This is a genomic window from Streptomyces sp. NPDC023481 (assembly GCF_055560195.1).
In genome coordinates this window covers 203349-225719 of the sequence record NZ_JBVHJE010000016.1, presented here as the reverse complement: position 1 = coordinate 225719, position 22371 = coordinate 203349, and the positions used below count along the sequence as shown (strand labels likewise).

The window sequence follows — 22371 nt, the reverse complement described above, 5'->3', positions numbered from 1 at the left end:
CCCGCCACGATGGCCGGCCAGCTGCGCGTCACGGCGGGCCGCCCAGCAGTCGGGCGGCTCGGGCACCCGGTGGCGGGCCACGGTGGACGCCGAACACCGCTCCCGGATCGAGCAGTTGATCAGCGAGGCCCGGGAGCAGCGGTGCAGTCACACGAGTCAGCTACGCCACATCACTGCAGGAAGCTGTCGATGGGTGCCGCGTGGTATTCCGTTGCGCCCGCGGTGGTGATGCCGCCGGCTGAACCGGGCAGCCGCAGAGCGCCGGCACCGCTCACGTACAGGTCGGCCTTTCCGTCACCGTCGGTGTCGCGCAGCCGTACCAGGCCGCCGAACTGCTCGTCGGCCGTCAACGCACCCGGGACGCCTCGGGTGTTGCGGGCGAACCACTGTGAGCCGGCACCGGTCAGACCTCCCGCCCGCCCCTTGAAGATGTGCACGCCGCCCGCGTACTCGTGGTCATCGATCTCCTCGCCCGGCACGCCGACCGCGAGATCCGCGTAGCCGTCGCCGTTGACGTCACCCGCCGAAATGGATGAGCCGAATCCGTCCCGGTTCTCGGGAGATCCGGTGACGCCACTGGTCGACTGGGTGAGGCGGGTGCTCCGGGACGGGCCGGCGGACGAGCCGTACCAGACGCTGACTCGGCCTTTGTGCTTCGAGTAGAGGGGTGTGCCGACGGCGATGTCGCCGTAGCCGTCCTTGTTGAAGTCGGCGATGACACCGTCGCCGCCGCGTTCGGAGCTGCCGCCGTTGCCGGATTCCGACTCCAGGCGAAGGCTCTTGCCCGGGGTGAGTGAGCTCGCGCCTCCCTTGATGAACCAGACGTCGGACGCGATGTATTCGCGGCTGACCACGTCACCGATGATCGCGAGGTCGGTTCTCTTGTCGCCGTTGACCTTGCCGGAGATCAGCGCGGCGGCGTAGAAGGACGATGTCTTGTCCAGCTTGGTCACGGTGCCGGTGGTACCGGTGCGCTTGAAGGGGCCGCGGTAGACGTAGGTCATGGACTCGTTGATGACGGCCAGGTCCTGCTTGCCGTCCCCGTTGAAGTCGCCGGTCGCCAGGTCCTTGCCCATGTAGTTGTTACGACCCGGGTTCTTGTTCGGCAGGGCCGTACCCGTGGACAGTCCGGAGGGGGACCCCCAAAGGATCGTCACGGCGCCCTGAAAATGGTTCTCGCCGGTCGCTGACACCGCGAGGTCGCCGTAACCGTCGCCGTCGAAATCCGCGGCGGCCCGCACCTCGCCGAACATGTCGTCGGCCTCGTCGGATCCGGGCACGCCAGGGCTCGCCTGAGTAATGCGCTGCTGCTTGGGGCCGGGCCCGGTTGCCGTGCCGAAGACCACGGTGACACCGCCGCCCCCTCTTGCGCTGAAGCTCGAGTACGCGTAGTCGCGGTACCCGTCGCCGTTGAAGTCGTCGCCGTGCCGCGCGGGCGCGGCGCTCGCTGCCGCGGTGGGCAGAGCGAGGGGGATGAAGCCCGCTACCACGAAGGTGGCGAGCGTAGCCGTTGTGCGGACGGGCATGAGTGTCGGGGCTCCTTGTGATCGCGCAGGCAGGCGGCTCAATCGGCAGGCGCACGGGGTGGCGCGGCCGCTGGTTCTCCGGGGCCCACGTCGTTCGCTGAAAGTCTCCCGAGTGACGCGGGGGGTCCACCGAACAAGAGACCAGTAAGGGGGCCGAAAGGTTGCACGTTGACGCAGAAGCACCACTCCCCCGTTCGGCACGAGGGCGGGGGTGTGCGCGCCGACCGCGCGGCGCACCGGGCAGGCTGTGCGGGCGGTGCGGTACCTAGGGAGCGTATTGCGTTGTGATCATTAGGTGGTCCGGGTGAGCTCTCTGAGCCAGATCATCGAGCCGCGGAGGTGAAGGCCGGCGAGGTAGCTGGCGGCTGTCTTGTCGTACCGCGTAGCGCTGCCTCGCCAGGCCTTGAGCTTGTTGATCAGCCGCTCGACGGTGTTCCGCTCCTTGTAGAGATCAGCGTCGTGGCTGACGGGTCGGCCGCCTCTGGAGCCCTTCTTCTTCCGGTTGGCGGCCTCGTCCCTCTTCTCCGGGATGACCGCCTTGATACGGCGTTTACACAGGTGGGCGCGGTTGCCGCGGGACGAGTACGCCTTGTCCCCGGCGACTGCGCCCGGCCGGGTGCGGGGGCGGCCGACAGGCCCACGCACCCGCACCTCCCCCAGCACGGGGATGAACTGCGGGCTGTCGGCGGCCTGGCCCGCGGTCAGGATGAAGGCCAGCGGGCGGCACTTCCGGTCGCCGGCGACATGGATCTTGCTGGTCTGCCCGCCCCTGGAGCGTCCGAGGAGGGCGGCCTTCAGCCGGAGTTTCCGCCGCCGGATGCGCTGTCGCTCTTGCTGCTCGGGGTTGCTTTCGTTCCCCTGCCCGGTTTGTTCGTCGCAGTCACCCCCTTTGACCTGGCCTTCTCCGCTTCGGCGGCAGCCTTCTCCAAAGCGATGAGGACCTCCTCCTCCAGGTGCATGCCAGCCGCGTCGTGGTGGGCCCGGGCGGTGGTGGAGTCGATGCTGTGAAGTCCACCTCACCGCGCTTCGCGGCTTCCGCGATCAGGCCCTCCAGCAGGGCCTCGAAGACGCCCGCGTCACGCCACTGCCGGAAGCGGTTGTGGACGGTCGACCAGGCGCCGGTCTCTGTCGGCATCTCCCGCCACTGGCCGCCCGCCTTGAACCGCCAGATCACGCCCTCGCACTGCTGCCGCAGCCGCTCGGGGTACGGGCCGTACTCGCCAATCGGCAGATACGGCTCGATGAACTCCCACTCCGCATCCGTCAGTTGCACGCGAGTCATCCAAGAAGGTCTACCTGTCCAGGCCCCGCCCCACAGACAGAACTCGAAGATTGATCACGACCCAATACGCTCCCTAGCCCTCTACACCCGCTTGCCCTGGGCGAGCCTGGAGGACCTGCCCGCTCCAAAGGGCCTCACCTCCCTATCCCTGGGCGGCTGGATCGGCACACGCCTGGCCGGCGTCTCCAAATGGCATCAACTGCAAGACCTGGCCATCAACTCCGCACCCGACAGCACAGAATGGCAAGAGATTGCCACGCTCCCCCATCTGACAGAACTCTATATTTCCGACTACGACCTCAACCATGCCGTTCCATAAACAGCGTCACATATCTCCGACTAGCACCCGAATCCGACCCACAACTGGACCTGGTGCCAGACCTCTTTCCGAACCTCGAACGCCTCTTCATCAACTGCCGAGGAACGCAGTCCGACACAATCGACATCACTCCCCTGGGCCGGATCAAGGGGCTCCGGATCTCCATCAGCTACGCAAGCAACGTCATGGGCCTCGAAGGATTCACCAGAGACGCAGTCGGGCTGTACCCACGACCCCGCATAGCGGGTACTTGACCCATTCGGCTCAGATACGCGCGAAGAAAGCTCTACCTGCCCGTGAAGACCCCGTCAGGCTGCGTGACCTCTACTCGCCCCGCTCTCTGTCAGGCATGCATTCTCCCAACAACCAGAACAAACGTCACTCATGCTCTCCCCCCACCTCTAGATAATAGACATCACCGGCGAGCGGGGAGTCGAGGCCGTCTGCTTCGCCGACACCCGCGGCTCCCAGGTGGAGATCGTGCAGAACATCGGCCGCGCGCTCCGGCTCAACAAGGACGGCAGCACGAAGGTGGCCCGGATCATCGTGCCAGTGTTCCTGGAACCCGGCGAGGACCCGACCGACATGGTCGCCAGCGCCAGCTTCCGCCCCCTTGTAGCGGTCCTCCAGGGCCTGCGCTCGCATGATGAACGACTCGTCGAACAGCTCGCCTCCCGCGCCCTCACCAGCGGCAAACGCAAGCTCCACCTCCAGGGCGACGAGGACGGGCAGATCGTCGGGGCCGACGGCGAGGACCAGGAGCACGACGACACCCAGGCCGCCGCCGAAGCCGCCCTGCCTCACTTCTCCAGCCCGCGCGACGCCACCACCATCGCCGCGTTCCTGCGCACCCGGGTCTACCGGCCCGAGTCCCTGGTCTGGCTGGAGGGCTACCAGGCCCTGCTCCGCTGGCGGAAGGAGAACGAGATCACCGGCCTCTACGCCGTGCCCTACGACGTCGAGGTGGAAGTGGGGGTCACGAAGGATTTTCCGCTGGGGCGCTGGGTGCACCAGCAGAGGAAGGCGCTGCGGGCCGGGGAGCTGGAGGAGCGGCGCAAGACGCTGCTGGACGCGCCGGAGGCCGCAATGGTGTGGGAGCCGGGCGAGGAAACGTGGGGGAACAAGCTCGCCGCGCTCCGCTCCTACCACCGGGCCACCGGACACCTCGCCCCCCGCCAGGACGCCGTGTGGGGCGAAGGCGAAGCGATGATGCCCATCGGGCAGCACATGGCCAACCTCCGCCGGAAAGGCGGCCTCGGAAAGAACCCCGACCGGGCGGCGGAGCGCGCAGAACAGCTGGCCGCGATCGACCCCGACTGGAACAGCCCCTGGCCACTCAACTGGCAACGCCACTACCGCATCCTCGCCGACCTCGCCGCCGACGAACCCCACGGCCGGCTCCCCGACATCGCACCCGGCGTACTCTTCGACGGGGATGATCTCGGACGATGGCTCCAGCAGCAGCGCAAGCCCGGCGCCTGGGCCCGACTGTCGGCCGAGCAGCAGAAGCGGCTGACCACGCTGGGCGTGCAGCCGCTTGAGGCACCGCCTCCCGACCCAGCCGCCGAGGGTGCGACGAAGGGCCAGGGCAAGGCACAGCAGGCCTTTCAGCGCGGCGTACAGGCTCTTGCGCAGTACATCGCCCGGGAAGGCCACCACCGCGTCCCCAGGGCCCACACAGAAGAGATCGCGGTAGAGGGCGAGTCCGCCCCAGTAGCGGTCCGGCTTGGGGTGTTTATGAGCAACACCAAGACCCGGCGGGACAAGCTCAACGCGGAGCAGCTGGACGCACTACGGAAGCTGGGCATCGACTGGGCATGACGGTCCAGCGCTGAGCCGGAATGTGCGAGACCCCGGACCGCAGATGCCCGGGGTCTCGTCCTATCTATTTGTCCGGTTGGATCACGGTGTCCGGTCCCGGAAAAATCAGGGACTCGTGCCCGTCACCGAAACGGACCACGTAGGGAGGTGCTCCGTCCGCGCCTCGCACCTCGATGATGTCTCCCGTTTGCTCCGCAAGCCCCACGGCCCTGCTGTGAACGATGATCCGGTCTCCAACATTGGCTCGCACGCTGTCACCCTTCCCTCGGCCTGTGCTGGCCGTGGTCTACCCACTGGCCCGTTGTCAACGATTCACGATGCAGGGCCGTCACCGACCTATCAGACACGGCCTAACCGCGTATCAGATGGACCGCACGACGATGCCGTTGGCGCGCGCGACGAACTCGCCCTCACGGACCCTTGCCGCCTCACCGAGGCGCTTCTTGAACTCCTGGTAGCCCTCAACCGGTTCGCCGTCCACTTCGTACGCCCACTCATCAAGCGGGGCGTCATGAAGGGCGGCCTCCAGGCCCATGAGGATCTTGCCTCCGACAGGGGTCGGGGTCGCGGACGGGTCGACCGGGTACTCAACTGCCCAGTTGGTGTGTGCCATGCGGTGGACGTTAGTCGGTGCGCTGGCACACGACTCAGACCGGCTGACGGTGGTGCGACGCGGGACGGTGACCCGGATCTCCACCAGGACGATGCCGGTCGCCGACTCGCGGTACACGGGGACGTACAGGCCCCAGTCGGCGTCACTGGCCGTGAGCCAGCCTCCGGCCCACGGGGCGTCGGCGGTCTCCAGCACGCGACCGGCGAGTGGGCCACCCAGGAGTCGGACGATCACAGCGGTACCTCCATCCGGCGAGACCTTCCCGCCTCACCCCTTGGTGGGGCTCGGCACCGGAAGGACAGCACCGGGCGCCGGCGACTTCCGTCCCGGCTCCGCCGCCGGGCCGGCGGCGGCACGGGCGCGGCGGCCCCGGCCGACGCGCAACCAGCTGAGCTCGCCCCGATCCCCGGTCCCCGGTCCCCGGCCGCGGCCGCGCCGCCCATCCCGCCCGTCCCTTCCTCCTTCACACCAGCCAAGGGACATGGGCAGAGCGGCCGCAACGGGGATGCCAGCGGGCCGACCACGGCCAAACCACGTGGTGACCTGCACGGACACGGGGACGGTCCTGCGGGCCGCGCAACACCTAGCGCAACCCTTGGCGCAACATCCAGCGCAACAGATGGGCGCAACCCTTGGCGCAACCCCGTGCTCCTGGTCGACCGAGGCGCGCGGTCACGCCGCCTGGACGGCCCGCCGGGCGCGGGCCAGCTGCCGCAGCTCGGAGCGCGCCGCAGGCGCCGAGGGGACGGTCTCCCAGTAGGGGTGCCACCACAGCCGTACGGACAAAAGCAGCAGACGGCGGCGCAGGGCGGTGGTGTGCGGGTGCGGAGTGCGGCGAGCGCTTGGTAGGTGGCGTTCCAGGCGGCTTGCGTCTGCACCAGGTCGTCGGGGAAGTCGGTCACGTCCGTACCAGCATTAGATCGCTTGTTCGAAGCGCGTGTCGCTTCGGACACGCCCCACCCGGCGCCGTGGTCGGGGGTCACGCCCGGCATGGTCGGGGCGACCACGCGGGCTCAGCGGTGGCGGAGTTCCTCAGCTCAGTTCCGAAGCGGTCCGTCGAGGACCAGGTTGTCTCCGCGGGCCACGGTCTGGAGCAGCTTGGGCGCACACGGTCGCTTCGGCGGCGAGGCCGGCCGGACTGCCCAGCACGGGGAAGGCGGTGCGGACGCGGGCGGCAGTGTCCGGCTGGAGCAGCGAGTAGGCGTAGAGCGTGGCGGCGTCGCGCCTACCAAGGCTTGTGACCAGGCGCTGACTGACCCTGCAGGCACCCGGAGCCTTGCCGCTCAGTGACTGGGTGTTGCCGACGGGCCGATGGTTGCGGGAAAAGACGCTTTTCGAAAGCGGTCACTCCGAACAGCAGGGCCATCATCGCCACGGGATGAGCAGGGCAAACAGGATCACAGCACCTCCCAGAGGGTCGGTCTGTGGCACCTGACGGAGCCGGGTCCAGGATGCGCCCGAACGGGGGAACACGCACCCGGTCCCACGGGCCGCACACCAGCAAGGCGCCAGTGCCAGGGTAAGAGCCGGCACTACTCGAAGTGGGCGGGCCCCGGCGGTGACCAGGCCAGGACCGCCGTCGTCGGGCCGCGTGATCTGAACGCAGGGCACGCTGTCCGGTCAAGATCAGTTCGGAGTGGTTTCCGTTCGCGGGTCTGGGTCGTTGGTTCGAACGTGATGATCAACAGCAGTTCTGTAACCGACAGTTACCCGGATCTCGACAGTGCCAGGCTCGCCGACGTGCTCTTCGTAGACGGTCCTGCGGGCGCTGATGTCCACGGTATGTGGCGCAAGGCGGTCTCGACCGGCCTGTTCCGGTATCGCAGTGACGCCGGAACCGAAGACAGGTGGCATCTGTCCTACGACCGGCTGCGCGCCCTGAACGAGGAACTGCTGCGCCCCGAAGACCTGGCGCGGGACGCGCGAGGACTGGCGGCTCTCCACGAGTGGGCGGCGGTGGTGGATGGCGCGACGGCGACTGTGGCCGGCATCCACTACAACCTCTTCCTCGGGAGCCTGCTCGACGACCACCTCTCGCCGCCGCGCGACCTGAGCGCGTTCTTCGGCCTCGACCGCATCGGCACGTTCCTGTGCACCGAGCGCGCCCACGGCAACGATGCCGCCGCCCTGGAGACCTGGGCCCGCTACGACCGGGAACGCCAGGAGTTCGTGCTGCACACCCCGCACGAGGGCGCACAGAAGTACATGCCCAACACCAGTGCCGCCGGCGGGCCGAAGAGCGCGGTAGTGACAGCCCGGCTGCTGGTCGAAGACCAAGACCACGGCATCTTCCTGTTCCTCGTCCCGCTCAGCGACCATCACGGGACCCTGCCGGGCGTCACTGTGACCGTGCTGCCCGAGCGCGTCGGGAGCCCAGTGGACCACTGCGTCACCAGCTTCGACCACGTGCGCCTGCCGCGGACCGCCCTCGTCCAGGGTGAGCACGGGCGGCTGCTGCCGGATGGGAACCTCGTCAGTTCCGTGGGCAGCGCGCGCAAGCGGTTCCTGCACGCGATCGGCCGGGTGACAGTCGGAAAGCTGTGCATGAGCGCCAGCACCCTCGGCGGCTGCCGGGCAGCGCTGGCGATCGCTGTCCGCTACGCGCACACCAGGCACATCTCCGGCCCCGTCGCGGGCCGGCGCGTACCGCTGGCCGCGCACCGCACGCACCACGCCCGGCTGCTGGAGCGGGTGGCCACCGCCTACGCGATGACCTTCCTCCACCGGGCGGTCACCGCACACTGGATCACTCACGCATCGGAGGAACGGGCGGCAGCCGAGCGTCTCGTGGCCCTGGCCAAGGGCTGGATCACCTGGCAGGCCCGGGAGATCGTGACCGAGAGCCGGGAGCGCTGCGGCGCCCGCGCCTTGTTCCCGGTGAACGGGCTCGCGGAGTGCCCCGCCAACACGGACGGGGCGATCACCGCCGAGGGAGACAACCTCGCCATCTGGTGCAAGGCCGCAGCCGAGATGATCTTCGGTCACACGCTCGCCTCCAAGCCCCGGCCGGCAACCGGCACGGAGAGTCTGACCAACCCCGCTTTCCTTCGCCGCACCCTCACTGCCGCCGAGCACTTCTGGCACACCAGCGCACGGCATGATCTACGACACGGCGAGGCCGACGACCCACTCGGGCGCTGGAACAACGCCTCCGCCGCAGCCCTGAACCTCGCCGAGGCCCACACCGTCGCCCAGGCCGCCGACGCCTTCGCCACGGCCATCGCCCACGCCACCGACCCCCGCACCCAGGCGGCATTGAATGACCTGCACGTCCTGTTCCTGCTGAACCAGGTCCACTCCCGCAGCGGACTACTCCTGGCCGACGGTGCCCTCACCTGCGAGCAGGTCCGCGCACTGCCCCAGACACACCATGTCCTGACCGCTCGGCTCGCCCCACATCTGCCGACCCTCACGGACGCCTTCTCGATCCCCGAAGAGCACCTGTCCTCCCTGCCGATGCTGACAGCCCCCTAAAGGGTGTCGCGGAGATCGGCCGATCCGGGCCCGTGCGGCAGGTTGCGGCCGTGCGCCACTGGATCTCGGAGGATAGCCAGCTCCCTTGCTACGACCCGCCCGTTGCGCAATGAGAAGGCCGAATGGCGGCGGGCGCTGGGGCGACGACCTCACCGACGACGAGCTGGAGGAGCTGCAGCGGAACGCGGCCGGCGCAGGGCGGGGCACCCTTCGCGCCGAACTCGCCGCGCACTCCCAGGCGGCGGGCGAGCCCGACGACTGCGCGGCCGTCGGTTTGGGGAACGGTCACCGTGACCGTTCCCCAGACCGGGACGCCGAGGCCAGCGCGGTGTGGTCCGGCCTGGTGCGACGAGGTCAGAGCACGGCGACGGTGAACGGCCTGTCTGCGGACTTGTGAAGCAGTGCTTCCAAACAGCAATGGGTGCACCACCGGCGCACTCCGCACTCCCGGCGCTCCGGCCGACCGGCGTCCTCGTCTGCGGTGGGCGGGAGAGCCACCCGGAACTGACCAGCTTCTCTTTCGGGGGACCCGCTGGCCGAGTACACGGCCCGTGCCGCGTGAGCGGCACATGCTGAGCCGGCGGGACACGATCGGCCGCGTCCCTCGTGGAGCAGGTTCGGTCTGCCCGAGACACGCACGCCCCTACGGACGGAGACACATATGAACGCCACTCAGGTCGACCAGGCATTCAGCCTCATCGACGCCAACAAGAACGGAACCGTCACGCTGGCCGAGATCACCTCCGCGCTGGAGGACCGCCAGATCTCCCTGGACGCGGGTTCCCTGGACACCGCGTTCCGTGAGCTCGACAGGGACGGCGACGGCCGGCTCACTCGCGCCGAGTTCTCCGGCTTTCAGATGGAGCCCTACAAGTCGTCGGTCGGTACCACTCTGGCCAAGCTTCTGTCGTAGCTGACCGTCCACTCGGCTGGCACGGCCCCTTTGTGAGGACCGTGCCGGCCGAGTGCTGTCCGGTGCGGCCAGTCGCCCGGCAGGCGCCTGGGGCCGTTCACTGGCAGCTTCAGAACGGCTCCGGGTGGCTCGCAGGGTCGGATCCCTGTGCAGGCCGCAGCCGGTTCTGTCCTCGACTGCCACCTTCGACGGCGCGTTCAGGGACGGACTGCGGGCAGCCCGGCGACGGCCGGAGACGAAGCCGTGTCGGGTTCGCCCTTGTTGTCACTGACCGTGGGAGGGGTGCGGCATGGTGTGGGTTCCAGGCGGCGGGTGAGGTGGCTGAGGGCGAGCAGGGTGAAGACGTCGGCGAGCGCGGGGACGGTGAAACCGAACGGGCGGGGTCCGATGGAGTCCGCCACGCTGGAGATCGATCCGTTGGGGCGTTGCTGGGTGAGCAGGTAGGCGACGCCCCGGGTGGCGGGGCCGGGGGTGTTCTGCGTTGTGAGGGCCGTCAGGGCGTAGGCGGTACTGAGCGCGTCGCTCGCGTCCCCGTCCTGCTGGCCCCACCCTCCGTCGGCGTTCTGGCAGTCTGCCACCAGGGCCACGGCCCTTGCGATGATCCGCCGTGCGGGGCTGTCGGGGCTGGTTCCGGGGTGCCGGGATGCTGCGAGAACGGCGCGGAAGACGGTGTGCAGGCGGCTGCTGCTCCAGTCCGGCGGGAAGGAACCGTCGGGGCGCTGCTGTAGGGCGAGGTAGGCCAGGGCCGCTTCGACCTCGTGGCGATTGGTGGGGCCCTGAGTGCTGAGGGCGTTGACTGCTGCGGCTGTCATACAGGCTTCCGAGGGCGCGCCGGCCAGGTAGGTCGGGAAGCCGCCGTCCTTGCCCCGCAGGGCGTGCAGTGCGCCCAATGCGCGGCGCAGCGGAGCGCGGTAGACGCTGGGGTCGGCGAGGTGGAGGACTTCAACGGCTACCGAGGTGCAGTCCGTGTCTGGGAGTTGCACGCCATCGGCAAAGGACCAGCCGCCTGTGGGGTGTTGGAGAGCGACCAGGCGCCGGGCGATGAGGTCCACGACCGGTGCGCCGGCTCCGGCAGCGTGCAGGGCGACTGCGGCGGTTGCGGTGACCCAGGTGTCCTCGTCGCGGATGAACGGCATCCCGCCGTCGGGACGCTGATGCCGCAGCGCGGTCCGCACTCCCTCGACGACCAGCGGGGACTGGCCCGGGACAAGGACCAAGGCGTGCAGGACCGACAGGTGGATGAGGAGATTGGCCTCCCAGACGGTCCCGGGCCGCTGCGTGGAGCACAGCAGTTCCAGGTCGCCTTCGTCGATCAGGCGGTGTCCGAGGGCGTGGGCGAGGATCGTTTTGACCGCGGTGACCTGAACGCGTGCCCAGGTGTGCAGACCATGCAGACGGAAGGCCTCAGGGACGGGGATCTCCTCGGCTGGTACGGCGCCCAGGAGTGTCAGGACCGCGTGCAGCAGGGCGCGCTTGCGGGGGGCGGTGAAGTCCGGGGCCCGGGCGAGGAACCGTTCCACGTCCAGCAGGCCGTCCGGGTCGGGTTTGTGGCGCAGGGCGGCCCGGGCCAGAAGCCGGTCCAGTGGTTCGGGAGAGTCGCAGTGCCGGGACAGGTAGGCGGCTAGGCGGCTGCGGGCGGCGGGTTCCAGGCGGGTGCGGTCCAGGAGGGCCAGGAGCAGTGCGGATTCCAGGACGCGGCTGTGGCAGGGGCTGTGCAGGGTTCCGTCCGGCCGGATCATGTTGAGGAGATGAGAGCGCAGCCGTGCGGTGGCGGGGACCAGTTCGGCAGGCAGCGCGGAATGCGGCCAGCGGGGCATGTACGCGGCCGGGGCAGCGATTCTCATAGGGCTCGGTTCCTCCACATCGTCGTGTCGGGCCTGTGCCTGCTGCGCCCTGTCTGATGGTCCTTTTCCGGGTCAGAGCAGTGGTCCTGACGTGTGAGGGGGTGCTGGCGCCCGGGTTCGGGGGTGAAGCGTCCGGTGCGGGCCAGCCAGCGCAGCGTGGCGGTCATGAACGTCTGCGTCAGGTCCACGTACCGGCACACGTCTGCCTGCCGCTCGGGCGGCACACTGTGGCCTGCGCGCAGGGCGGTGGCGGCGGTGGTGAAGTCGCGGCGGCGTTCGGCGATCAAGGCTGCGGCCCGTGCACGGGCCGCGGTCAGGGAGCAGCCGTCCTGCCGGGAGAGGACGGTCACCAGGTTGTCCTGACCGGCAGCCGCGTCGTCGGCCGCCGAGGCCAGATCATTGGCCCATCCGGCCACATCGGCCAATGCCCGCCGCAGCTCGCCCAGTCGGGCACTGACCTGCCCACACTCCACCCAGGGGGCATTGCCGGTGCGTTCCAGCACGTCGAGAAGCGGAAGCAGGGTGATCGTGCGGCGACGCAACCGCACATACGGCTCGAAAGACAGCCGGACACCGTCACGGCGCAGGGCTACTTCCTCCTCGGTCGCGTCCAGGAAGTCGGTGTAATCCTCGGTGAACCGCTCCCGCCACCGGGCGGGCATCCCCTCGGCCGTGCGCTCCCACAGCCCCCTCAGCACGACGGCATACACAGACGTCGCCGCAGGCGGCACACCACTGCCGCCGGCCAGGACCTCACGCAAGGGAGCAGTGAACGTCTCCACCTCGCCGGGGACCAGCCCCATGCCTCGCCGATCGATCATGTCGTCCACCAGGCAGATGAACACCGCCCACTGGGCCGTTAAAGCGATATCACGGGTGCCGGCCCGCGGCAGAGCCGCTGCAGCGAGCTCCTCCAGCCTCATCGCGGCAAGCCGCCGCCGCTCCCCCTCATCCCCCACCAGCCCCACGGCCCGAGCCCACCGCAGCACCGCCTCGGACCCAGGACCGACCGGACCTATCTGCGGGTCGTCCATCTCCCCACCGTGACCGGACCGCGCCCTGAACTGCACTGCCAGACGCCGCAATTACCCCGAACGAGTGATCAGCGCCTGCCCGGCACTCGCATGCCGGGAGATGGCAGCGGGCCTGAGACACGCGACAACGGCGACGGGACGATCGACGAAGACGAACGGCCGAAGTGAGGCACGCGGAAGCGGCCGCGCGCAACTGCTGCAGACCTCGATGCCGGGACTTGTCGGCGAGGCTCTCGGTTGAGCCGGGCCGTCGACGGCACCTGGAAGCGGGTGTTCATGCCCTGGTGGCTCAGGCCGAGGCGGACGAGGACCTGAGCTGAGCCGTATCGGTGGACTCCACGATCGTGCGGACTCACCAGCACGCGGCCGAGGCTCGCAAAAAGGGACCCCGGCCGGCGAACCGGACGACCATGCCATCGCTGCCGCGTGGAGCAGGTTGAAATTTCCTGGCTCCCTTCGCCCCGCGCCATACGGCGGGGCGAAGGGCAGCCAGTCACTCGCACTCGTACCAGCCCCCGGCCTTCATGAGGAGGCCGGGGGCTGGTTCAGGGCGTCGGCGAGCCCGGACTCTCACGAAGAGCGGTGGGAGCACTCAGTTCCCCACGCCGATCCAGGTCACGTACCACTTGTAGGTGTTCTGTACCTGGTTGAGGGTGAGCGCGGCGCCGTCTGCCCTCTTCACGAACATCTTGAAGCTCGTCGGGGTCGGCTCGTACACCGACGAAGCTCCGCCGGTTGTCTCCCACATGTTCCCGCCGGGGCCGCCCAGCGACACCACGTAGTTCGGCGTCGTGGCGAAGTCTCCGGCGCTGGTATCCACGGTGATCACGACGCCGTTCCCGTGCTGCTGCCAGCCCACTCCGGGATCTGTTGCTCCGGAGACCGTACGCACGCTCGGCAAGGTTGCCTCCTCGGTTCGTCCGCGTCTGCTTTTCGCGACGTCACAGAAGAGGTTGCTCAGAAAGATCGAGGGTTACTTTCCTAGTCCGGGAGCGCATCGGAGCAGACGATGCCGGAATTCCGTGCGCTGGCGGTTATGGACCACGATCGCGCTTCCAGTGCCCCCTCCACGGGTGGTTTGGCGTCCGGAGCAGGTCAAGAGCTGACCCGGGGCAGTGGCACTTGGACGGCTGCGGGGGGGAATGACCTGCCATCGGGGCGGGAGTCGTCCACATGCCTTTGCGTCGGCAGTGAGCCAGAAGCACGGCGAACGAGTTGAAGTATGGAGACCATGTGCATGGTCGCTCCCTCCGTCGGTGGGCCTACGCAGCACTCGCCCGTACTCACCCGATAGGGACGCAGTTGCTGAAAGGGTCCAGCTGCGGATCGCAGCACCTAGCACACCCCAGTCCGCCGTCTGGCGCATCTGCCGTCCCGGCTCTGCGCCCCCATGGTGAGGCATATCGCGCGGATCGCAACTACTGCTGTAGTGCGGGTTGGGGCGCAGCCAGCAGTAGCGCCACTCCGCCTCCGGGTGCGGGTCCGCGCCGAACATCCGCAGCACGTATATGTCGCCGCGCAGTTCCATCCGGCCGGGCGGCCGCGTCGATGCCACTGGCGAACTGCCGCGGGCCCTGGCAGCGCAGCGGGAACGCCGAGCAGGACCAGGCGCACGAGCGGCCCGAGGGCGGCCCGCCAACCGTCGAGGTCGGCGCGGCGGCCGGCGCGCACCCATACGGTGAGGGCGTCGGTGCGGCGCTGCCGCACCAAGTAGGAGTCACGGACGAGACGGTCGGCGAGGCCTGCGCGGGCGGCCCACCAGGCGAGGCGGCTGCCCTTCAGGAACGCAGCTCGCGCCCCCCGGGCCGTCTCCGCAGGAACCGCGTCGATCTTCCTGGCGTGCAACGACACCGACGCCTTTCCTACTCGGCCGTGCGCCAGGAGCGTCAACGTCGCCGGTGGCCGATTCACTCTGGCCAGGGACAGCCGCAAAGGTTCAACGGGGACCTTCGGCCATGACGGGGTGGGCTGGAGAGAGTTGGGAGGCATGTGTGGTGGCTGCGATTGCCTTGACCTCATGCATGCCGGGCGTGGGAGGAGTGGCTGCGGGGAGGGGATTCCGCAAACGTGCTTCGCGGGATTGACCAAACGCCACTACTTGTCACTTTACGTGTTTGCCCGAATGCGATGCGCTACGGGGTGTTTCGGCTCCGCCACGGCACGCAGCTGCGGCCGGTCGGCGGCGCATTTCAGACGCGTCGATTCGAGGGGAAGAACCATGACCACACCGCCCGCTGCTCCGCTTCGCGTCGCCCTGGCCAACGGCAGCTTCGAACAGCCCGCCGTGACCGGTTACGAGGTCCTGCCGGACGCCTCGCAGACGCAGGCGTCCAAGCGGGTCCCGGGCTGGCTCACCACCGCCTCCGACCACAAGATCGAGCTGTGGCATTCAGGCTACGGGGGTGTACAGGCAGCCGACGGCGTCCAGTTCGCCGAGCTCAACGCGAACGAGGTCTCCACGCTCTACCAGGACCTGCCGACCACCCCCGGCACGAAGCTGTACTGGCGGCTGTACCATCGCGGCCGCCGGGGGGACGACACCATGGCGCTGGACATCGGCGCGCCGGGCTCCGTGCGGGAGCAGAGGCAATTCAACGACGGCAACACCGCCTGGGGCTACTACACCGGCACCTACACCGTCCCGGCAGGCCAGACACTGACGCGCTTCGCGTTCCGGTCCGTCTCCGCCGCCGGCGGCAACCGCGCCGTAGGCAACTTCCTGGACGGCATCTTCTTCGGCACTGCCCCCTATGTGGAACTCTCCAAGACTGCCATTCCCGCAGGGCCGCTGGAGGTGGGCGACGTCGTTACCTACCGCATCACCGCCAAGAACGAAGGCGGCGGCGGGGCCGAGAATCTCATCCTGAGCGATGTCATCCCGCCGGGCACGACGTACCTGCCCGGTTCCCTGCGCATCGTCGACGGCCCGAACGCCGGAGCAAAGAGCGACGCGCAAGGCGACGACCAGGCGTACTACGACGCTGCGGCGAACAAGGTCGTCTTCCATCTCGGCGACGGCGCTTCCGCCGTGGCGGGAGGCAGCCTGCCCAACACCGAGACCCTGCCGGCAGGCACCACGGTGGAGTACCGGGCCGTCATCGACCGGGCCAGCGGCGGCAAGCAGATCAGCAACACCGCAACCGCCTCCTACGACAACCGCCTCGGTGACACCCCCGAGCCCCTGACATCCACCTCCAACGAACAGGTCACACAGGTCAAGCCGGCCGCCGACCTGAACGTGACGAAGGCAGCCGACGCCACCACCGTCACCGTCGGCCAGACCGTGACCTACCGCATCACCGTCCACAACACCGGCCCGAACGACGCCACCGGCGTCACCGTCACCGACCAGCTCCCCGAGGGCCTCACCTTCCTGTCCGCCGAGGGCACTCCCGCAAGCTACGACCCGGCCACCGGCCAGTGGGCCGTGGGCGACCTGGCCGACGGCGCCACCACCACCCTCGTGCTGCGAGCCAAGGCCACCAAGGCCGGTCTGATCAGCAACACCGCCACCGCCACCAGCAACGAAAAGGACCCCGACACCACCAACAACACTGACGCCGTCAGCGTCTGCGTCGAACCCGCCCCCTCCTGCTGTGACCCCTGCGCCGGCTAGGAGCTGCCCGGTCGACCATGGAGGGCTCAGCAGTAACGAACGCTTGGCGGGACCGTTGGTCACGGCATGAACCAGACCAAACGGCTCATCGCCACTCTCGTACTGACCGGAGCGACTGTCGCTCTGACCAGCGCGACTTACGCAGCAACAGCGGTCGCTCAAGCACAAGGCACTCGCGCGCCCGTTGTGGCTCCCACCCCGCCCACCCCACCCTCCGCGCCCGCGGCCCCGAAATACGCCATCCTCAAGTTCAATGGTGTCCTCGCGCAGGACTAAGACTCCTCCAGCCCATCGTGCGACCACTTCGCAGTCATGTCGTTCATCTGGACATGGGGCCGGGGTGATCTGACAGATGCCGAGTGGGAACGGCTGCGGCCGTTCCTGCCCGTGAGCAACGGGCGTTGTGGTCGGTGGCGTGATCACCGGCAGGTGATCGACGGGATTCTGCACCGGGTGCGGACCGGGGTGCAGTGGCGTGACCTGCCCGAGCGGTTCGGCCCGTGGAAGACCGTCTATGAACGCCACCGGATCTGGTCCGCGGGCGGCACCTGGGAGCGACTGCTCCAGCAGGTCCAGGCCGAGGCCGATGCGGTGGGTGAGATCGACTGGGGCATCTCGGTCGACTCCACCACCGTCCCAACATGCGGCCGGCGCCCGCACCGGCCCTCCGCCTGCGCGAGGGTTCCCGATCCGGCCACGCGTGGAACTACTCGCGGTGGGGGCCGGCCGGACGTCGTTCACGGTCTCGGAGCCGGCTGGGGGCTTGATTCATACCTCGATGTAGGCCACGACCACGATGAGCGCGTCAGGCCGGAAGGTGTGACGGCTTGTCTTCGGCGCGAGCGCCGGCACCGAGCATCCGCCGTGGAGCAGGGGCTGGCGCCGGGTGGGCACCGAGCACGCCGCGGCCCCGCAGTTCGTTCAGGTCGGGCAGACGGATTCCGGGGATGTCGTCGAGCAGGTCGGCCTGGGCGGCGCGGATACTGCGCGCGGCCTGAGGGCCTGCGCCAAGAGCGCGGCGGGCTGTCATTCGGGCATCGTACGGACCGTGCTGCCGGCGTGGAAGGTGCTTGTGGTCAGTGAGGGCGGGCCAGTTGGTCCAGGCGGCCGTCGCGGTCGAGGTACGGAGGGTTGTGACAACGCGGCGCGCGCCCGAATCTGGGCGGGACCTGGGCTTTCCCCGTCCGGCTCGGTGCCGGGCACCAAAGTGGGTTCCTCAGTGGCCTCCCGAGTGCGCACCACAGGAGGCCGGGACGGCTTGCCCCCTGGCGGTCGGTCCTGTGGTCGGGGCGGCCGCGCCGGGCGCCTGCCGGGGTTCGGTGCGTGGTCATCGCGGTGGCTCCTTCGCTTCGGGCCGCCCTGGTGGGCGGTGACACGAGGGAGCAGCGTGCAGGGGACCCCCTTGTCCGCGGTCTGACGGCGGCCGGTAGCGGTCGTGGTCAAGGAGAAACGCGGCGGTGGTCGGGGCGGTAGCAGAGGTGGACAAGGGGTCGTGGTCGGTTTCGTGGTCGGGCCGATCACGCTGGACAAGGGGCCGGGTTTGGTGCTTGCAGCCCCTTTTCGTCCGGTTCGAGTTGGAGGGAGAGTTCTCTGTCCTCTGTCCACAGGCCAGGACGCCGACCATGCGGGAACGACGTCGCGAGTCGCGCGGCGGCCATTGTGAGGAGAGCGTGATGCCGCACCTGATCCCGTCTCATACCCCGCTGACGCCCGAGCAGGTGGAGCAGAGCTTGCGCTCGCGCCGAGCAACAGCCGATCAGCTGAACTGCGACGGACCAGCCCTCACCGAACGCTGCCAAGGTCGCCGAAGACTCGCACGATCCACTGATCCATCCTGGCTGCGAAGTCCGCGGCCGATTCGATGTCCGAGGCAGGGAGGGAACCGGCATCATCGAGGCCGTCGAAGAAGTCCACGTCGGCCCAGCCACCACGAAACAGGACTACCGACAGCTCAGCCTCTGCCGAACCGGAGATGACCAAACCAAGCGAATCGGGATCATGCACCCGAGCCCTGTCGGTCTCCAACGGCCGCGGCCACTCAGCCTCCCAATCCCTCCAGGTCATCTCTCCAACCGAAAGGCCGGCTGACCTCCAGCGCGCGACTCGCTCCATCAGCACGGCAGCCGCCTCGTCGAGATCAACAACTCTGTCCATGAGGGGATCATCCCTCATGGACAAACCCTGGCAGTCCCAGGGCGTCCGGCCATCGGATTGCGCGACACCAGCAGCCCAGCGTTCCTACTTCTCAGCAACATTTCCCGAGCCACACCCCAGCGGTCGTTCCCCGAATCCGCCAACAACCGTTCCCGCTTGTGACCTACGCAGCCACACGCTCGCCCGTGCGTGGCCGGTGATGTCGTAGCGACTGCAGCGAGGCTGATGACCAAGCTCACGCCTCGGCCGCTCGTGTACCACGGTTGTCGGCCGAGGGGGCGGCACTGACGTCTGTCTCGTCGTCGGGGCCCCTGACCTGATCGGGCATGTCCTCGCCGTCGCCGGTGCCCGTAGCGGTGTTCTCGCGGGCCGGGTTGCAGCGGTAGAGCACCAGACCGGCGATCGCGGCGATGAGGAGGCCGAGGCCGACCTGCTTGGGGTTCTGGTAAATGAGTACGACGGCGAGCAGGACGGACCACACGATCCCGACCGGGTAGACGACGCGCCAGCCTCGGACCCGGAAGGCCGCAGTCGGGACGGTGCCCCGCAGCTTGCCGATCCACATCACTGTCAACAGCACGCCGTAACCGGCGACCCACAGCACCACCGTCATGGCGATCAGTACCACGTACAGGGAGCTCCAGATGGTGGACAGGACGGCCACCACCGATGTGACCCAGACCGCGAACGACGGGACGTTCTCCTTGTTGAGTTTTCCGAAGCGGGCGTTGAGGACCAGTTCGCGGTCACGTGCCTGGGCCCACAGGACTCGGGCGCCAGCCATCTGGAGCACCACAGCGCTGACGAACAGTCCGTAGACGGCGAGCACTTCGAAGATCTTGGCGAGCGTGTGCCCGAGAACGGGGTTGAGGATGTAGGTGACCGGCTGGACGTCGGCGAGCGTGTTGGTGACGCTTCCCATGGCGAGCAGCAGGAGCAGGATGACGACCGTACCGAAGGCGTATGAGCTGAGGTTGGCTATCACCATGGCCTTCGGAATGGCCCGTGAGGCGTCCTTGGTCTCCTCGCCGGCGTTGCCGCTGACGTCGAAGCCGTTGAGGACGATGCACGGGAGCAGGGACGAGTACAGCAGGGGCAGGATGATCGAGCCCTTGACCGTGCCCTGGGTGGTGAAGAGGTAGTCGACGCCGTTGACGTGGTGGTCGCCGAAGCCCAGGGCGCCCATGACCACCACGGAGACCAGGACGCAGGCGGCCAGTGTGGCGATGACGCCGACGTTGACGAATCGGCTGCTGAGCTTGACGGAGCCGACGTTGAGCAGAGTGGAGATGAGGATCAGGACGGCTGTGACACCGACCAGCCCCCAGTGTCCGACCGAGATGCCCCACCACGCCAGAATGACGGGCGCGATGGCGATACAGGAGGAGGCGAGCGAGAAAATGTGCGCCAGTTCGATCCACCAGCCGGTCTGCCAGCCGAGGAAACCTCCTCCGAGTCTGGAGACGATGTTGTAGGCGGCCCCCGCCACGGGATAGGCGGAGCAGGCTTCGGCCACACAGAAGGCGATGAGTATCTGGAGGGCTCCGGCGATCACCCAGGGCCACATCATCGCGGGGCCGGCGGCCGAGAGGCCCACGGCGAAGGTGAACACGATACCGCCGATAGGAGCGATCATGCCGAATTGCAGAGCGAAGTTCGAGAAGACCCCAAGCTTGCGGCTCAGCTCCGGCTTGTAGCCGAGTTCCTTGAGGTATTCGTCGTCGCTGACGTTCCGCGCGTCGAGCGCGGCGTCATTGGTTTTGTTGGGCATCGTCTTCCCCAAAGTCCTTCCAGACATCATGCTCCCCAGAGGTGAGGCGCCGGGAGGTCAGACGCCCCGCCTGTTCAGAGGGGCGGCGCTGCCAAAGAGAGTTGTGGGATGCAGGGGGGTGGCCCCGAATGTGATGGGCGGTGCGCTGTCGATGATCCGGTTTGCGAAGCGTCCGGTTTCCGAAGCGGATGGGGTGTCGTCGCCCGTGCAAGTTTGTTCTTGCGTACCCTGATGGTGATACGGTTCACCGAGGTTTGGTGAACCGTATCACCAGAGTTGATGCTGTCAATAGCTTTCAGCGATCCGAAATTTCGAAGTTACGCGACGTTCATTGCTGATCAAATTTCAGTGCGCTGTATTTCGTGTGCCGGTGACCGGCTCAGTGCTGCGCGGCGACGATCCTCGGCGCGACTCGCAGCGCGTTCGCGGCGATGGTGAGTGCGGGGTTCAGGGCGGCGGACGAAGGGAAGAACGAGCCGTCGACGACCCAGAGGTTGTCCACTTCGTGCGAGCGGCATTCCGGGTCGAGGACGCTGGTGGCCGGGTCCGTGCCGGCCACAGCGGTGCCGCACATGTGTGAGTTGGTGGCGATCCCCATTCGCTCGGTGAGGATGACGGGATACCCGGCCCGACGGACCGCCCTGGTGACCCGACGGACCAGTTCCTCGTGGGGCACTGTGTTGTTGGGTGTCCAGTCGACGATGATCTTCTCGCCGTCCACACGTACCCGGTTGTCGCGGCTGGGCAGATCCTCGGTGGTGAGGTAGATGTCGAGACTGCGGTCGGTGACCGCTTTGAGCGCCCACGCGGGCGCCCAGGGACGGCTTCCCTGCACGTGCGCCATCTGCAGCTTGCCGAGCATCTGCAGGTTGCCCAGCGGGAACTCGTTCTCCGGGCCGGGCAGGTACCAGTCGTTGAGGCCCAGGGTCTTCTGCCAGCCCGTTCGGTTCCTGCGGAAGGGGCTGACCCCCATGAAGAAGGTGCTGTTGTGCACCATGTAGTTGCGGCCCAGCAAACCCGATGAGTTGCCCAGGCCCTGGGGGTGCTTGTCGCTGGTGGAGCGCAGCAGCAGTGCGGCGGTGTTGACAGCGCCACAGGACACCGCGAACTGTGCGGCTTCGACGCGCAGGGTCCGGCCGTGGTGCTCGACCTCGGCTGCCACGACCGTGGTGCCGTCGTCCGCGGCGATCAGCCGGGTGACCTTGGCCTCGGTCAGCAGCCGGACGCTGTTCGACGCCAGTGCCGGGCGCAGGGCCCGGTTCTCGGCCTCGCTCTTGACGTCCGTAGGAGAAGGGGTGCCGTCCGCGGCGGTCGCGGCCTCCCGCTCGGCCTGGGTGCGCAGATTCATGCCGTTGGGCATGTGGAAGGGATGGAGTCCCTGTGCGCGCAGGGACCGGGCGAAGCGTTCGACCGCCGGTTCGTGCGGAAGCGCCGGGGCCGGGTAGGGGGTCGAACGCGGCGGCTCGGTGGGATCCTCGCCGGGGGCGCCGTGGACCTGGTAGAGCCGTTCGGCTTCGGCGTAGTGCGGTTCCAGGTCCTGGTAGCTGAAGGGCCAGGCGGGCGAGACGCCGTCGTAGTGCTGGACCTCCTCGAAGTCGGAGACACGAAACCGGGGCAGACATGCGCCGTAGAATTTCGTGTTGCCGCCGACCCAGTAGTAGACGCCCGGCTGGAACGGCTTGCCGGTGGCCCCGTCGTACCAGGGTTCCGCGGTCTTGTAGCGGCCCTTGACGAACATCTCCGCCACGACCGAATTCTGTGCCTCGCGGGGAAGGAATCGGCCGCGTTCGAGGACCAGCACGTCGAGGCCCTGGTTCCTGAGGGCCCAGGCGAGTGTTGAGCCTCCCATGCCGGAACCGATGATGACGACATCGGCGGTCAGTGTGTCCTTGTCGCCGGGATCGACGACCGCGCCCTCGCGCAGCGGAGAGTAGGCGTCGACTCGGGGCTGCTGATTCTTCATGTCTGCCCTTGGAAGCTCGGTGGGGAAGGCCCGGCAGGGGC

Annotated in this window: 14 protein-coding genes and 5 pseudogenes; 7 read left to right on the top strand and 12 right to left on the bottom strand. The window is 68.3% G+C overall.

The window, feature by feature from the left end; all coding sequences use genetic code 11:
• Positions 1–170 precede the first annotated feature (170 nt).
• Together ACZ3ZD_RS28515 and ACZ3ZD_RS28510 are read right to left on the bottom strand one after the other, a co-directional pair.
• Positions 171–1526, bottom strand: a complete 1356-nt coding sequence (locus tag ACZ3ZD_RS28515; protein WP_467403097.1) for an FG-GAP and VCBS repeat-containing protein — start codon at positions 1524–1526, stop codon at positions 171–173.
• A gap of 291 nt (positions 1527–1817) precedes the next feature.
• Positions 1818–2808, bottom strand: a pseudogene (locus ACZ3ZD_RS28510) (IS5 family transposase).
• Between the two features lie 727 nt (positions 2809–3535).
• Between ACZ3ZD_RS28510 and ACZ3ZD_RS28505 the strand changes: the two are divergent.
• A pseudogene (locus ACZ3ZD_RS28505) lies at positions 3536–4948 on the top strand (helicase associated domain-containing protein); the annotation flags it as partial.
• Between the two features lie 64 nt (positions 4949–5012).
• Here ACZ3ZD_RS28505 and ACZ3ZD_RS28500 read toward each other — a convergent pair.
• The 3 genes and pseudogenes from ACZ3ZD_RS28500 to ACZ3ZD_RS28490 all read right to left on the bottom strand — a co-directional run bounded on the left by ACZ3ZD_RS28500 (position 5013) and on the right by ACZ3ZD_RS28490 (position 6463).
• On the bottom strand, positions 5013–5198 hold the full coding sequence (locus ACZ3ZD_RS28500) for a DUF1918 domain-containing protein (RefSeq protein ID WP_467403094.1): 186 nt from the start codon (positions 5196–5198) through the stop codon (positions 5013–5015).
• Between the two features lie 111 nt (positions 5199–5309).
• Positions 5310–5795 (bottom strand): hypothetical protein, encoded by a 486-nt coding sequence (locus ACZ3ZD_RS28495; protein ID WP_467403089.1) that lies wholly within the window; start codon positions 5793–5795, stop codon positions 5310–5312.
• A 438-nt stretch (positions 5796–6233) separates the two neighbouring features.
• Positions 6234–6463: pseudogene (locus tag ACZ3ZD_RS28490) on the bottom strand (hypothetical protein).
• Between the two features lie 880 nt (positions 6464–7343).
• On the opposite strand from ACZ3ZD_RS28490, the gene ACZ3ZD_RS28485 reads away from it, so the two are divergent.
• From ACZ3ZD_RS28485 to ACZ3ZD_RS28475, 3 genes are all read left to right on the top strand, one after another.
• Positions 7344–9035 (top strand): acyl-CoA dehydrogenase family protein, encoded by a 1692-nt coding sequence (locus ACZ3ZD_RS28485; protein ID WP_467403085.1) that lies wholly within the window; start codon positions 7344–7346, stop codon positions 9033–9035.
• Positions 9036–9144: 109 nt separating this feature from the next.
• Positions 9145–9432, top strand: coding sequence for a hypothetical protein (locus ACZ3ZD_RS28480; protein ID WP_467403083.1), 288 nt, complete (start codon positions 9145–9147; stop codon positions 9430–9432).
• 264 nt (positions 9433–9696) lie between these two features.
• Complete coding sequence (locus tag ACZ3ZD_RS28475; RefSeq protein ID WP_467403080.1) at positions 9697–9948, top strand: EF-hand domain-containing protein; 252 nt, start codon at positions 9697–9699, stop codon at positions 9946–9948.
• A gap of 197 nt (positions 9949–10145) precedes the next feature.
• Here ACZ3ZD_RS28475 and ACZ3ZD_RS28470 read toward each other — a convergent pair whose 3' ends face one another.
• A complete protein-coding gene (locus ACZ3ZD_RS28470) occupies positions 10146–11792 on the bottom strand; it encodes a prenyltransferase/squalene oxidase repeat-containing protein (RefSeq protein WP_467403078.1) in 1647 nt (548 codons plus the stop codon).
• Positions 11789–12826, bottom strand: coding sequence for a terpene synthase family protein (locus tag ACZ3ZD_RS28465; protein WP_467403076.1), 1038 nt, complete (start codon positions 12824–12826; stop codon positions 11789–11791). The genes ACZ3ZD_RS28470 and ACZ3ZD_RS28465 overlap by 4 nt, the downstream gene beginning before the upstream one ends.
• 246 nt (positions 12827–13072) lie before the next feature.
• On the opposite strand from ACZ3ZD_RS28465, the pseudogene ACZ3ZD_RS28460 reads away from it, so the two are divergent.
• Positions 13073–13212 (top strand): annotated as a pseudogene (locus tag ACZ3ZD_RS28460) (IS5/IS1182 family transposase); the annotation flags it as partial.
• 206 nt (positions 13213–13418) lie between these two features.
• Here ACZ3ZD_RS28460 and ACZ3ZD_RS28455 read toward each other — a convergent pair.
• Entirely contained in the window at positions 13419–13655 is a 237-nt protein-coding gene (locus ACZ3ZD_RS28455) for a hypothetical protein (RefSeq protein WP_467403074.1), read from the bottom strand.
• 1389 nt (positions 13656–15044) lie between these two features.
• On the opposite strand from ACZ3ZD_RS28455, the gene ACZ3ZD_RS28450 reads away from it, so the two are divergent.
• Together ACZ3ZD_RS28450 and ACZ3ZD_RS28445 are read left to right on the top strand one after the other, a co-directional pair.
• Positions 15045–16442, top strand: a complete 1398-nt coding sequence (locus ACZ3ZD_RS28450; protein ID WP_467403071.1) for an isopeptide-forming domain-containing fimbrial protein — start codon at positions 15045–15047, stop codon at positions 16440–16442.
• 312 nt (positions 16443–16754) lie between these two features.
• Positions 16755–17072, top strand: a pseudogene (locus ACZ3ZD_RS28445) (IS5 family transposase); the annotation flags it as partial.
• Positions 17073–17247: 175 nt separating this feature from the next.
• Here the strand turns inward: ACZ3ZD_RS28445 and ACZ3ZD_RS28440 are convergent.
• The 4 genes from ACZ3ZD_RS28440 to ACZ3ZD_RS28425 form a co-directional block, all read right to left on the bottom strand.
• Positions 17248–17472, bottom strand: coding sequence for a hypothetical protein (locus ACZ3ZD_RS28440; RefSeq protein ID WP_467403160.1), 225 nt, complete (start codon positions 17470–17472; stop codon positions 17248–17250).
• 752 nt (positions 17473–18224) lie between these two features.
• Positions 18225–18614, bottom strand: coding sequence for a hypothetical protein (locus ACZ3ZD_RS28435; protein ID WP_467403068.1), 390 nt, complete (start codon positions 18612–18614; stop codon positions 18225–18227).
• Positions 18615–18831: 217 nt separating this feature from the next.
• Positions 18832–20367, bottom strand: a complete 1536-nt coding sequence (locus tag ACZ3ZD_RS28430) for an APC family permease (RefSeq protein ID WP_467403065.1) — start codon at positions 20365–20367, stop codon at positions 18832–18834.
• Between the two features lie 379 nt (positions 20368–20746).
• On the bottom strand, positions 20747–22330 hold the full coding sequence (locus ACZ3ZD_RS28425; RefSeq protein WP_467403062.1) for an FAD-dependent oxidoreductase: 1584 nt from the start codon (positions 22328–22330) through the stop codon (positions 20747–20749).
• Positions 22331–22371: the final 41 nt, after the last annotated feature.

Excerpts from the sequence above, each read along its gene's own strand:
- ACZ3ZD_RS28515 (WP_467403097.1), bottom strand. The coding sequence starts at position 1,526 with ATGCCCGTCCGCACAACGGCTACGCTCGCCACCTTCGTGGTAGCGGGC.
- ACZ3ZD_RS28485 (WP_467403085.1), top strand. The coding sequence starts at position 7,344 with ATGTGGCGCAAGGCGGTCTCGACCGGCCTGTTCCGGTATCGCAGTGAC.
- ACZ3ZD_RS28480 (WP_467403083.1), top strand. The coding sequence starts at position 9,145 with ATGAGAAGGCCGAATGGCGGCGGGCGCTGGGGCGACGACCTCACCGAC.
- ACZ3ZD_RS28475 (WP_467403080.1), top strand. The coding sequence starts at position 9,697 with ATGAACGCCACTCAGGTCGACCAGGCATTCAGCCTCATCGACGCCAAC.
- ACZ3ZD_RS28470 (WP_467403078.1), bottom strand. The coding sequence starts at position 11,792 with ATGAGAATCGCTGCCCCGGCCGCGTACATGCCCCGCTGGCCGCATTCC.
- ACZ3ZD_RS28465 (WP_467403076.1), bottom strand. The coding sequence starts at position 12,826 with ATGGACGACCCGCAGATAGGTCCGGTCGGTCCTGGGTCCGAGGCGGTG.
- ACZ3ZD_RS28450 (WP_467403071.1), top strand. The coding sequence starts at position 15,045 with ATGACCACACCGCCCGCTGCTCCGCTTCGCGTCGCCCTGGCCAACGGC.
- ACZ3ZD_RS28440 (WP_467403160.1), bottom strand. The coding sequence starts at position 17,472 with ATGACAGCCCGCCGCGCTCTTGGCGCAGGCCCTCAGGCCGCGCGCAGT.
- ACZ3ZD_RS28435 (WP_467403068.1), bottom strand. The coding sequence starts at position 18,614 with ATGAGGGATGATCCCCTCATGGACAGAGTTGTTGATCTCGACGAGGCG.
- ACZ3ZD_RS28430 (WP_467403065.1), bottom strand. The coding sequence starts at position 20,367 with ATGCCCAACAAAACCAATGACGCCGCGCTCGACGCGCGGAACGTCAGC.
- ACZ3ZD_RS28425 (WP_467403062.1), bottom strand. The coding sequence starts at position 22,330 with ATGAAGAATCAGCAGCCCCGAGTCGACGCCTACTCTCCGCTGCGCGAG.